This window comes from Paraneptunicella aestuarii (assembly GCF_019900845.1).
GTDB classification, from domain to species: Bacteria; Pseudomonadota; Gammaproteobacteria; order Enterobacterales; family Alteromonadaceae; genus Paraneptunicella; species Paraneptunicella aestuarii.
The window spans coordinates 1956462-1969719 of record NZ_CP074570.1 but is presented as its reverse complement, the minus strand read 5'-3'; the positions used below and the strand labels follow the sequence as shown (position 1 = coordinate 1969719).

8 protein-coding genes are annotated in these 13258 nt (G+C 43.7%); 1 reads left to right on the top strand and 7 read right to left on the bottom strand.

Features of this window, described 5'->3' with window-relative positions; all coding sequences use genetic code 11:
- Positions 1-447: 447 nt before the first annotated feature.
- The 7 genes from KIH87_RS08215 to KIH87_RS08185 form a co-directional block, all read right to left on the bottom strand.
- Positions 448-969 carry a gamma carbonic anhydrase family protein gene (locus tag KIH87_RS08215; protein ID WP_232361048.1) on the bottom strand — a complete coding sequence of 174 codons (522 nt, stop codon included), beginning with the start codon at positions 967-969 and terminating at the stop codon, positions 448-450.
- Between the two features lie 22 nt (positions 970-991).
- Entirely contained in the window at positions 992-1858 is an 867-nt protein-coding gene (locus KIH87_RS08210) for an acyl-CoA thioesterase (RefSeq protein WP_232361047.1), read from the bottom strand.
- 128 nt (positions 1859-1986) lie between these two features.
- Positions 1987-3819: a serine/threonine protein kinase gene (locus KIH87_RS08205; RefSeq protein ID WP_232361046.1), complete on the bottom strand. Its 1833-nt coding sequence runs from the start codon at positions 3817-3819 to the stop codon at positions 1987-1989.
- Between the two features lie 97 nt (positions 3820-3916).
- Positions 3917-5533: a dihydrolipoyllysine-residue acetyltransferase gene (locus KIH87_RS08200; RefSeq protein WP_232361045.1), complete on the bottom strand. Its 1617-nt coding sequence runs from the start codon at positions 5531-5533 to the stop codon at positions 3917-3919.
- 13 nt (positions 5534-5546) lie between these two features.
- Complete coding sequence (locus tag KIH87_RS08195; RefSeq protein WP_232361044.1) at positions 5547-6524, bottom strand: alpha-ketoacid dehydrogenase subunit beta; 978 nt, start codon at positions 6522-6524, stop codon at positions 5547-5549.
- Entirely contained in the window at positions 6524-7711 is a 1188-nt protein-coding gene (locus KIH87_RS08190; RefSeq protein WP_232361043.1) for a thiamine pyrophosphate-dependent dehydrogenase E1 component subunit alpha, read from the bottom strand. The genes KIH87_RS08195 and KIH87_RS08190 overlap by 1 nt, the downstream gene beginning before the upstream one ends.
- Positions 7712-8201: 490 nt before the next feature.
- On the bottom strand, positions 8202-8720 hold the full coding sequence (locus KIH87_RS08185; protein WP_232361042.1) for a hypothetical protein: 519 nt from the start codon (positions 8718-8720) through the stop codon (positions 8202-8204).
- A gap of 471 nt (positions 8721-9191) precedes the next feature.
- Here KIH87_RS08185 and KIH87_RS08180 point away from each other — a divergent pair, with 471 nt between their 5' ends.
- Positions 9192-13196, top strand: a complete 4005-nt coding sequence (locus KIH87_RS08180) for a rhombosortase-dependent M36 family metallopeptidase (RefSeq protein ID WP_232361041.1) — start codon at positions 9192-9194, stop codon at positions 13194-13196.
- Positions 13197-13258: the final 62 nt, after the last annotated feature.

Sequence of the window (13258 nt, the reverse complement as noted above, 5' to 3'; positions counted from 1 at the left end):
ACTTGAATCACCAAATTAGGTTATCCACAATTTCCAGAATAATTCTCGCTCAAAGCCTGAAAACAGTGGATAACTACTCGCACTAGCTGTTAATAATTTGCGTGTTTATTGTGGATAAAATTAGAGAGATTTGCTTGATTTATTCCTTAACCCATTGAAATTAATTCATAAAAATTTTTTTAACAAAATAGTTTATTTAATCCAGCGACTTGCGCTACACTTACTGCTCTAGGTACGATTTCCGATCTCATTTGTAGATCACCAGATCAAACTAGTTAGCGCACGGCTCTATTGTTGAGCCATTCCCCTAGCCCAGGAATGTCCCGCATTCCTGGGTTTTTTTATGCCTGAAATTTGCGAAATATAAAAACCAGGGAAAGAAGTGCAGAATGCATCGGGAAGCAAAGACTTGCCTTCCCGACGAATGGCAGTATTACTATTGAGATTTTACTCTTGTGGTTTTAGTGAATTCATAAACAGCTGGGCATTATCAATGTAATGTTTCGCTGAGGCTTCCAAGCCTTTTTTCTGCTCATCAGAAAGCTGTTTCACCACTTTTCCGGGTGTTCCAACTACCATTGAACCATCAGGAACTTCCATGCCTTCGGTCACAAGAGCATTGGCGCCAATAACACAATGTTTTCCAATTTTGGCACCGTTAAGCACAACGGCATTAATGCCAATCAACGAATAATCACCAACGCTACAACCATGCAGCATTACTTTATGTCCTACAGTCACCCCTTTGCCAAGAGTAAGTGGATAACCCGGATCGGTGTGAAGTATTGAACCGTCTTGTACATTGGTTCCTTCACCAATAGTGATGGTATCGCAATCCCCTCTCACCACAGCGTTAAACCACACACTGCTTTGAGCCTCCAAAATAACATCACCAATTACATGACTGCCTGGGGCACAATAGGCCGTTTCAGCCTTTTGCACTTTCTTATCTGCCAAAGAATAGAGCACTACTTACTCCTTAAATCGTTTATTAACTTTTAATGGCTTTATCGCCCACCATTCGAATCAAACCTTCCTGTGTAGTGGAAGCAACCAATTTACCGTGACGATCGAAAAACTGACCACGCACATAACCGCGAGCCCCACCTGCACTAGGAGAATCAACACAGTACAAATGCCACTCATTGAAATCGAGCGGATAATGGAACCAGACCGCATGGTCAATGGTCGCCAAACGCAAGTCTTTATCGTTCGGTGAAACACCATGAGGCTGAAGTGAAGTTAACAATAAATGATAATCCGACGCATAAGACAACGCCGTTTGATGCATCAAATTATTATGCTCCACTGGTTCTTTTAAGCGCATCCAGGTATAGCGCTTAGCATCTTTATAATTTGTAGCGCTTTTCACTGAACGCAAATCAATCGGTTTGTGATAAATCAGCTTTTCACGTAAAGACATGGATATTTTGGCATCGGGATGTTCCATCCCCTTAATATCTGGTTCAATGTCCTCGGGCGGAGGAATATCATCGGGTAATTGAAAAGTTTGGTGCTCCATGCCTTTTTCCTGTACCTGAAATGAAGACATAGAATCAAAAATAACCTTGCCATGTTGGATCGCTTTGGTTCGACGAGTTGAAAAACTACGACCATCACGAACATTTTCCACCTGATACAATACAGGCGCGGAAACATCACCCGGCAGAATGAAATAACAATGGAAAGAATGGCACGATAAATTTTCAGCAACGGTGTACTGAGCAGCCGCTAAAGACTGTCCCATCACCTGACCACCAAACAAGGCTCGAAAACCCAAATCCCAACTCTTTCCCCGATAAAACCCTTCGTCTAACTTCTCAAGGGTTAACAGCTCAGCTAACTTGGGTTCTTGCACAATAAACCTCCGTACATAATCAAGTCTTGTTTCTTGCGAGTCATAAAAGCAATCACCTTCACTCACAACTCACAACTCACGCATCATACCTTAAAATCTTGAGATAAATTATAGCGGATCAGAGTAAATCAAGTGCGGCTTTGCAAGCCTCTTGGATCTCGGGGATAAAACTTATCCGGAAGATGAGCCTGATGTTCAAAAAAGCGCGTGTCTTTGAACGGTAATTTCATGAAGCCTGAAATCCCGATCCCTTCAATTTTGGGAACCAAGGTCACTAACTTTCGCAAACAAGCTTCAAACTCATGCTCTCTGGCAAGATCCAGCAACTTGTAATAACTATGGATTTTCAGGTGCGTTTCCAAGGCTTCAAAGATAATACATCCGGTATGATGAATGTTATTCAACTGTCGAATAATGACCATAATCTCTTCCGGCAAAGCCAACAGCTCATCAGGATCTGCCCCATCTTCAAAATAGGAATGCATACGGCTTTCATCATCTACCGTAGACACGGCACTTTTTTCATAAGGGATACGCATTCCTGGCTCGGGAATGAAGGGACAATTCTCGTCGTCGCGATCAATATGTAAAGTGTCACGGGCGTTAAACATACAGCTTTTGAATATACCTTCTCGATGAATGGCACGAGCCAGTTGAACCACATTGTTCACCGAAGAATCAAAAGACGATTTCACGCTTTTATCATACAGGTTTAAACTGGAATCAATGTACACGCCATCAGCAGACCAGCGCACCACAATTCCACCCACAACAGGGTATTTACCCAGTCTGGAAACTTCCGAGACAAAGGCTTTTTCCGTTTCTCCCATACCCTGCATGAAATTCTTATAATAGCGATCAAACTGTGCGTCGTTCACATAATGCAAATCGGCATGATAGTTTTCCTCGCGCAAGAAAGACTTACGCGAACTGTATACAACCGTGTCAATTTCCTTATATTCCGCATGATGACGAGAAGGAATTAATGTCGCCATCGACACATAAGGCAATTCGGCAAACACCATATTCTTCATAAAACGCATATTGCGCATCATATAGTCCCCGGCTTCTCGACGCTTTTTAGGATCGTCTCCCAACATCAAGCTGAGCACTTCTGCCATTTCCCTTGGTAAGCCCAAAGAATTAGGGCGAATAACCCGGTTACCAAAACGACAAGATTGCCCCGAAGCCAGTGCGTACAAGGTACTCGCCATACCCTGCTCATCAAATCTGGGCGAAGACAATTCTCCGTTTAGCTGCTCTTCGCCAATAAAATAAACATCGCCCAAACGGGCATTGGTTTGCTGCAAATCGCCAGACATTAAATCCATGATGTTGTTCGCCACGTACTGCCCATCAGCATCCATCTGTGCGAACACGGAAGAACCCCAATCAATCAATCCGATCTGTTCATTTTCTTCGTCAAATACAATATTGGATGGCTTAATATCCCCATGCACGATGGGTTTCAGATGATCGTTCTGACTAAAGCTTCGTAGCGTATGCAAAATGTCGGTAAGTTGCGCGGCAATTTTGACAACAAGGCGCGGTTCCAACGGCCCTCGACGTAGTGAAACCTTTTCCAAATCCTCGCCGCGAGCTCTTTCCATCACCAGAATGGACTGATTACTTTTACGAAAAAACTCAACTAATCTGGGCACATGAGGATGGTCAACATTGCTCAACATGAAGGCTTCATCTTCTAATCTATCTTGAACATGTTGAGGTAAATCCGGACGAGAAAACTTAAAGACTAATTCCCGAAGATCTGGAGACAAGCCAGCAAAAGCAAAACCAAAGGCTCCCTTACCAATCATTTTTATTTGTTTAAAACCCTGGCTTTGCAACTGATCAATACAGAGTTGCAGCCATTCTTTGAGCTTTTTTGCATCCTTATGCGACAGCAAATAAATCGACTGTTCTTCAGGAATGTAGAAATGTTTTAAATTGGATAGAGGCACAGGTAATTCAACGTTAGTTCAGCGTTAAACAAGTTAGTGGCATGATAGCAAAAAGCCCGTCGAAACGGGCTTTTAAAATACATATTTACGGTTGAAATTATCTTAATTCAGTCAACATTGTCAGAGGATTCTCAATATAAGACTTCCACAAGTTGTTGAACTTAACCATGGTAGCACCGTCAATAATACGATGATCGCCAGACCAGCTAATATGCATAATATTAACGGGTTTAACCTGATCGTTCTCATCAAAACGTGGTAAACGCTGAATTTTACCCAAAGCAACAATGGCAGATTCTGGCTTATTGATCACCGGCACTGCAACCGTACCGCCGATCACGCCCACGTTAGAAATACTAATCGTACCGCCACGCAAGTCATCTTGCCCCAAGCGACCTTCTCTGGCTTGCTCAATAATGCGATTACATTCCTTGGCAACTTCCATCAAAGACAAGTTCTGCACGCCTTTAATGTTGGGAACCAACAGGCCGATTTTCGAGTCAACCGCCATGCCAATGTTGTGGTCTTCAAAGTAGGTTATTTCAGTACAATCTGCATTAACCTGACTATTGATAATGGGGAACTTCTCCAGTGCCAACGACATCGCTTTAATGAAAAACGGCATAAAGGTTAGCTTTACGTCCTGCTTTTCAAAATCCGGCTTAAGCAATTGACGAGTCATCATCAATGCATCCATGTGCACTTCATCGCTAACGCTGAAATGAGGAATGGTATAAACAGATTCTGTCATCTGTTTTGCCATAGCCGCTTTCACGCCACGAATAGGCTCCTTGCGCACGCCACCTGAGGTAAATCCTCGTGTTGAAGTCACTGCTTTTGGCGTTTCCTGAGTGGCGCTGGCAGTTGATGCCTGCACTCCACCATTTTGGAAATTCACCAAATCGTCCTTCATTACGCGGCCTTTTTTGCCGCTGCCAGCAACCAACGCAATATCAATGCCCATTTCTCTTGCACGACGACGCACCGCAGGGCTCGCTAATGCCTTACCCGGGCGAGTATTCGCTGGAACTTGAGCGGTTTGATTAGCACAGGCTTGGACTGGTTTAGCCTGAGCTGGCGCTTGAGCATTTGAACCAGTAACACCACCAGCCACTTCAAGGCTGTACATAGGCGTATGCACTTTGGCAATTTCACCCTGCTGATAGTAAAGCTTAACGACCTTACCTGAGTATTTGGCAGGGATCTCAACCATGGCTTTGTCAGTCATGACTTCCGCAACAGGTTGATCTTCGCTGATCATATCGCCTTCGCTGATATGCCATTTAACCAGTTCACATTCCACAATGCCTTCACCTATATCAGGCAGAATGAAATCTTCGATGGAGCTCGCAGTTTGTTCCGTAGAAGTCACTTGCTCTGCTTGAGCCGAGGCATTGCTGGAACTGGATGCAACAGAAGCACCATTCACTGCAACACCATTTGCCTGTTCACCTTGATCGTCACCCAGGTTCTCTCCACCTAAATTCATGGCAAACAAAGGTTGATGCACTTTGGCAATGTCGCCTTTTTTGTAGTAAAGCTCTTCCACTTTACCGGAGTACATCGCAGGAATTTGCACAACCGCTTTATCGGTCATGACTTCTGCAACAGGCTGGTCTTCCAGAATATCGTCGCCTTCAGCCACTAACCATTCAACCAGTTCACATTCAACGATACCTTCACCAATATCGGGCAAAATAAAATCTTTACGCATGTTTCACCCCAACCTAGTAGTTCATTGTGCGCTTAATAGCTTCGTAGGTCTTGAATTCATCTGGCATGTATTCTTTTTCGTGAGCCAGAGGATAAGGCGTATCAAGGCCACATACACGCGCAATAGGCGACTCCAGATACAGAAAACACTTTTCTTGTACTGTCGTTGCAATTTCGGCAGCAAAGCCACTGGTTTGTGGCGCTTCGTGATTAATCAATAAACGACCTGTTTTTTGCACTGACTCGCAAACCGTTTCTGCGTCCCAAGGCAAAATGCTACGTAAATCAACAATCTCACAGGAAATGCCATCTTTCTCAGCCATAAGAGCGGCCTTTTCGATAACTTCCATTTGAGCGCCCCATGCCAACAAAGTGATATCAGAACCTTCTTTTACCACTTCAGCTTTGCCTAATGGCAATTGATAGTCTTCTTCAGGTACTTCACCGACAGACGCACGATATAAACGCTTGGGTTCCATAAATAGAACCGGATTGTCGTCTCTGATAGAAGCCAACAACAATCCTTTTGCCTGGTATGGGTTACGAGGCGTGACAATCTTGATACCGGGGCAATGAGAGAAAAAGGCTTCAGGCGATTGTGAATGATAAAGACCACCAGAAATACCACCGCCGTATGGTGTGCGAATGGTTAACGTACCCACGGAAAATTGACCACCTGAACGATAACGCCATTTCGCCGTTTCATTCACGATTTGGTCAAAGGCCGGAAAGATATAATCACCAAACTGGATCTCGGCAACAGGGACTGAGCCTTGCGCCGCCAACCCATTGGCGAAACCAATAATGCCCTGCTCTACCAGCGGAGTATTAAACACTCTGCCCTTGCCGAACTTTTCTTGCAAATTACTGGTGGCACGGAATACACCACCAAAGTGACCAACGTCTTCACCAAAAACCATGACGCGTTCGTCTTGATCCATTGCTGTCATCAGGGCGCTGTTGACAGCTTGCAACATATTCATCGTCGCCATTAGTTGATTCTCCCTGATGTTTTAGGATATTGCTCTGGATACTTACTGATGTGCTCTTTCAATTCAGTCAACTGCTCTTTCAAATGCCAAGGCACTTGGTCGTATACATCGTTAACGATTTCATCGATCTTACAAACCGGAACCTGTTCAACGCGCTTAAGTTCTTGTAAAACGTCCTGACGCATAGATTCAACTTCTTTCTCGTTGGCTTTTTCATCCAGCCAGCCTTTCGCAGTCAGCCACAAAGCCATACGGGCAATAGGATCTTTCTCACGCCACTTGGCTTCTTCTTCACGAGAGCGATAACCGGTTGGATCGTCCGAAGTCGAGTGAGCAGCCAAACGGTAGCTCATTGATTCAATCAGCACGGGGCAATTTTCGCTTAATGCGATTTCACGCGCTTTTTGAGTCGCCGCATAAACAGCAAGAAAATCATTGCCATCAACACGAATGGTTTTAATACCGTAGCCAATTCCGCGTGATGCAATACCATCACCTTTGAACTGTTCTTCGGCAGGTGTTGAAATGGCATAACCATTGTTACGGCAGAAGAAAATAACAGGGCAGTTCAATACTGCCGCCATATTCAATCCCGCATGAAAATCACCTTCCGAGGCCGCACCTTCACCAAAATAACAGATGGTAATGGCTTCTTTGCCAGCCATTTTCTGCCCATAAGCATAGCCAGAAGCTTGTGGGATCTGAGTGCCTAATGGAGAGGAAATGGTCATAAAGTTATGTTCTTTAGCACCGTAATGAATAGGCATTTGACGGCCTTTATTCGGTTCTTTTTCGTTACTGAACATCTGGTTCATAAACTCTTCCGTGGTATAACCACGGTAAGCTAACGCGCCCTGCTCACGATATTGAGACATGATCATATCGTCAGGGCTTAGAGCTGCAGCACTGGCAACGGTACTTGCCTCTTCACCAGTACAAGCGAGGTAGAAACTAATACGTCCCTGACGTTGAGCGGCGATCATGCGCTCATCCAATACACGGATATATTGCATTGTGTGGAAAATTTTTAGCGCGGTTTCTTTATCAAGAGCGGGCTCGGTAGCCGCTTCATGAACCTGACCTTCGGGACTTAAAATTTGCAGCATGGGGATGTCGAGCAAACCATTAGAGATAATCTCTACCTGATGTGCTATCCCAACATTGGACAAATGATTTCTTGTTTTCATTATTAGCCTCTTAGGGTGCCAGAGGTGAGTTCATTACTGTCGTTAGGTGTTAAGTGAGAAGGTAGCAAAGCATTAACTTTGTCCCCGAATGAACTCACATCGAAAGCGAATTTTAGCTGCGATTATGTTAGTGCAAGCATGTAAAATAAATGTTGCTTTTTATCAACAAAGCAACAACAACTAAAAACAAAAAGCCTAAATTCTCTTTTTTATTAGGATATTTGTTTCCATATAATGTGAAAGGCCACTCAAAGATTGCATGGATATGAAATATTCATCCTCTAATGCGATTGTTATTTGGAAGTGTTATGCAACAGAAAATATTCTAGAGAATAGCTCTGCGTCCTCTATTTACTTTCGGACATAATCTTAATTCGAAAGACACTAAAATGGTCTTACCAGATCCTCATCACAAAAGGAAATTTCAAGACGCGCTACATGATATATATTCTTATTAGTTCATCAATATACATGTCCGATTATTCTTTATTCACATCGATTCACGAGTGGCTTTATCGCCAGAGTTACCATCATAACGTAATTGCAATTCCAATTGCTTTACCGATTGATTCTGCTGTAACACCTGATAATGAACAAGTAAGTCCTGAGACTTGTCAAAGCGCAAACCATAAATAGCGTTGGCCAGTTTATGGTATGAAACAGGCTGGCTATGCGCTTCAAAATATTGCCGAAGAATGCCTTCATTATCTTCATGCAGTACAACTACAATCTCACCAGTTGCAACAGCCCATTGATTTAATTGAACATCAAAAACCCGATCTCCAGCATGAAGCTCTCCACCGCCATAACGGAACTTTCCTTTATTTATCAATAAACTGAACTCATTACCCATAGCACTTAACTTCCTTTGTGAATTTTTCTTCACTGGTTTTTCATTAGCTATTTCACGCCCAGCATCATCCCCCTGTGACAACGTTGAGCTTGATTCACAAGCCGTCAGCAAAACGCATAATGCCATTAACCCAGAAAACCAGAATAACCTGTTCATATCCATAACTCTCACGCTAATTTATCGACGCCCACAACCATGAAACATTTGCATATCCAACCCGCATGTAATTGGAATAAATGTTTTTATTCAATGATTTGGGAATTAATAAAAATTAATTATGATGACCGTATAATAGAAGCTACATAAAACAAGCTTAACCGAAAATAAATACAGCATTACTTGAGGTTAGAATAATCACCTAAAATATCTATTGGGACGGGCGGTTTTTATACATTGTCGTATTTAATTACAATTTACGCTGAATTTGTTTCTCGAATACCAATAAAAATATAACTGTAATATTGCATTTCTGAATTACCGCGAGGTAAAGTTAGTCTCCGTAACATGGCGAGTTCTATTTTCTGTTTCTACCTATCCTGAATTTCACGTCCGATTTTGAAATTCTTAAGCATAAATAGAAAGCCACTTTTACGTTTATCAAAATAGATGACATTTGAAGGAAATATAATGAAAACGTTCCGTCCTACACTTGTTGCAACGTTAGTCACAGCTGCACTTTCTGCTTCAGCTGCCCACGCTGCAAACGGCACACTGGTTTCTCCGGCAAACTTCGACCAGGCAAGCACAACTCAACGAGTATTCCAATCTGACTTGGCTTTCCAAAAAGAACTAGCTCAACGACAAACTAAAACAGGCATGCGAAGCCAGTTTGACTCTAAATTGGGTAAAGCGACCTTTGTATGGGGTGGTGTTAATCAAGCAAAACCAGATTTAGCCTTGATTCAACCAGAACAGCGCACAGCCTATGCCGCTAACTATTATTTAAATGCCCTAACAGGCTTTTCTGCCGACAGCACTGATGGCAACCAAGCTGTATTGGCAAACTTGCACGACATCAAACGCGGTGCTGTGGTAGCAAAATATCGTCAACAGGTTCAAGGCATTGAAGTATTCAATAAAGAATACAATGTCATGATGGACAGAGAATACAACCTGGTTGCAGGCTCTGGATATTTCGCTAACAAAGCTCCGGCTAATAAACTACTTAGCATGTTGGCAAACTTTGGCTCTGCAGAAAGCGCAGTACAAAAAGCCATTGCAGATTTAAGCCATGGCAAAGCCAATGTTAGCCTGACTCAGTCTGCTGACAAAGGCGATTACAAAGTATTCTCTATTGCCAGCCAATCAGGTGAATTACAGGTTGCTGGTGAACCTCGTGCCAAGAAAGTATTTTATGAAGTAAATGGCACTCTGGAAGCCGCTTATTATGTAGAAGTTTCACTTACTCAAGCTGAAACTCTGGATAGCATCAACCACAGTTATGTTATTCAAGCCAACAATGGCAAAGTGTTATTCCGTAATAATCAGGTAGCACATGCAAACGAATTTACCTATCGTGTGTACGCTAACGAAGACGGCTATCCATGGGAAGGCCCTCACGGTGATGTTCTGCCACAAGCAGAACCAGGTATTGACCCAACTGAAGTATTGGCTGCACCTTTGCGTACAGTCTCTAACTACAGCAAAATCAGCACCAACGATCCATGGTTGGAAGAAGATGCAACCATTACCTCTGGTAACAACGTATTCTCTTATGCTGACGTAATCGCACCACAAGGTTTCAACGATGGTGACTACACTGCCGAGATCACTTCTCCTCGCACTTTCGATTACCAGTTAAACGATCAGAACAGAGCGTCTAACCTGACCAATGGTAAAGCTGCTATTGTAAACATGTTCTACATTAACAACTTCTTGCACGACTGGTGGTACGATCATGGCTTCGACGAAGCCTCTGGTAACGCACAGTTAAGCAACTATGGTCGTGGTGGTGTAGAAGGCGATCCATTAGAAGTTCAAGCACAAGATTACTCTGGTTTGAACAACGCAAACATGTACACACCTGCCGATGGTGCTAGCCCTCGCATGCAGCAATACTTGTACAATGACAAAGATGCAACCAATGGTGTAGACCAGGCATTAACTATTACCTCTCACCCAGCATTGGGCTTGTTGAGCAGCACTCAATTATCTTCTTTTGGTCCTGCACAGTATGACCTGTTATCAGGTGAAATTGCTCGTGTTGACGATGGTGATGCTGTAAGCAGTGGCTCAGTGACTGACGCATGTGAAGCCTTAGTCAACCCTGAAGCCATTCAAGGCAAGATCGCTATTATTGACCGTGGTAGCTGTACTTTCACAGCTAAAGTGCTTCACGCTCAAGAAGCAGGCGCAATTGCAGCTATCGTTGTTAATAACAGCAATGATGGTTCTCCAGCTCCAATGGGCGGTTCTGATAGCACAGTGACTATTCCGAGCGTAGGCTTGAACTATGAAGAAGGTCATTCTATCTATGCATTACTGGATAACCATGAGACTGTTACTGCTGAAATGTTCAGCAACTTCCCACTAAAAGATTCTTCATTCGATAACGGTATCATTGCTCACGAATGGGGTCACTACATTCAAAACCGTCTAGTTGGTAACGCTAACGGTTTAAGTAACTTCCAGGGTCGCGCAATGGGCGAAGGCTGGAGTGACTTCCACTCAATGATGTTTATCGTTAAAGATGGCGACCGTAACATTGATGGCAACGCTGAATTCATGGTGCCTTACGCTACTGGTACCTATGTAGAAGATTTCTACTATGGTATCAGACGTGTTCCTTACACGCCTAATATGGATATCAACCCTCTAACCTTCCAGCATATTGAAGAAGGTGCAACTCCTGGTGATCCTATTCCAGGAACAAGCGTAGCTTCTCCACACGCACCAGGCGAAATCTGGGCAACCGTATTGTGGGATGTTTACGTGAAAATGTTAAATGCTCACGACTTCGCAACAGCCCAAACACGTATGGCGGATTATCTGGTTGCTGGTTATAAACTAACTCCGGTAGCTCCAACTTACACTGAAGCTCGTGATGCGTTGTTAGCTGCAATGTATGCTAACGATCCTGCTGATTATGCGTTGGCATTATCTGCCTTCGCTCGTCGTGGTATGGGTTACGGTGCGAAATCACCTGATCGTAACAGCAATTCATTGACTGGCGTTGAAGAGTCAACAGCAACTCAACTTTCAACTTATGAAGCTTCCAGCGTTGCTCTAGACAAGAACTACGATGGCGTTGCAATGGGCTACTGCTCAAACGACAACATCCTTGATGTGGGCGAAACTGGCACTATCACCGTTACTATCAAAAACGCAGGTAGCGAAGTATTGAGTGGTATTACTGCACAATTACAAGTAACTAGCGGTCAAGATGTTACTTTCGAAAATGATGGCATCATTAATTTCGACGATTTGGATCTGTTTGCAGAAGAGATCAGCGTTCCAATCAAAGTGACGCTAAATGAAGCTGCTACAGCCGACACTCTGGAAATCGAAGTCACCTTCCCAGAGCTAGCTGAAAATGACGATGTTGTTGAGCCTGAAGCTCAAAAGATTACGACAACCGTTAACATGGACTTCTCACCTATTGCACCTTCCAACAACTCAGCAACTGCTGATATGGAAACCATCGCAGCACTGGCAGACCTGAAACAAAATGTCATCTTTGGTGGTGAAAGAGCCGCAGCAACTCAAAGTTTGGATACCATTAACACTGGCTTCTTCCAGATCTTCAACTCGGAGAATCTGGGCGAACAAACAATGTTCCTGGTGAACAACAGCTTCCAATCTGATGTTGCCGTTGAAACGACATCGGTAGAAGTTGGCTATGGCCCAGATTTCAGCATCAGCTTCTGGCATTTCTACTGGTTAGAACAAAGCTACGACGGTGGTGTTGTTGAAATCAGCGTTAACGGCGGTGAGTGGGTTGACGTAACCGAGCTGGGTGGTGAATTCTCACACGGTTATACTGGTGAATTGGCGTCTGAACTACCAGGCCGTCAAACTTACACTGGTATTAATGGTGACCTTGCTACCTTCGCAGGTAATACTGAAACCATCAGCTTTGGTGATAGCCTAAACGGTCAAACAGTACGTTTCCGCTTCCGCGTTGTGTCTGACGGCGCTGTTGCAGACTTCGGCTGGAACATCGACAACGTTACATTCAATAACATCATCAGCCCTGCTTTCTTCGAAGTCGTTGCTGGCGATACATTTGCGTGTGATAACTCAGCGCCTAAGCTGACACTTTCTGACTCTATCTCAGTCAACGAAGGTACTACCAGCTCTGTGTCTGTTTCTGTAACAGACAGAAACGCAGATGACACTCACACTTATATGTGGGAGCAAACTGCAGGGCCAGCAGCAAGCTTGTCTGGTGCAAATACTGCCACGTTGAGCTTCACGCCTGCGGATGTTTCTGCAGCAACAACGCTGACCTTCCAGGTAACTGTTAGCGATGGCACTGACTACACAACATCAAGTGTCAATGTGACTGTTAACGATGTACCAGTAACACCACAAGAGCCAGTTACTGTTAAATTGGACAACGGCGGTACATTGCCTTGGTATTCTGTACTATTGTTACCATTAGTATGGTTGCGTAGACGCACTTCTAAATAATGAAAAGACTCAGATAAATTCTGAACATGAAAAAAGGGTAAGCATTTAGCTTACCCTTTTTG

Excerpts from the sequence above, each read along its gene's own strand:
- KIH87_RS08200 (WP_232361045.1), bottom strand. The coding sequence starts at position 5,533 with ATGCGTAAAGATTTTATTTTGCCCGATATTGGTGAAGGTATCGTTGAA.
- KIH87_RS08195 (WP_232361044.1), bottom strand. The coding sequence starts at position 6,524 with ATGGCGACGATGAATATGTTGCAAGCTGTCAACAGCGCCCTGATGACA.
- KIH87_RS08190 (WP_232361043.1), bottom strand. The coding sequence starts at position 7,711 with ATGAAAACAAGAAATCATTTGTCCAATGTTGGGATAGCACATCAGGTA.
- KIH87_RS08185 (WP_232361042.1), bottom strand. The coding sequence starts at position 8,720 with ATGAACAGGTTATTCTGGTTTTCTGGGTTAATGGCATTATGCGTTTTG.
- KIH87_RS08180 (WP_232361041.1), top strand. The coding sequence starts at position 9,192 with ATGAAAACGTTCCGTCCTACACTTGTTGCAACGTTAGTCACAGCTGCA.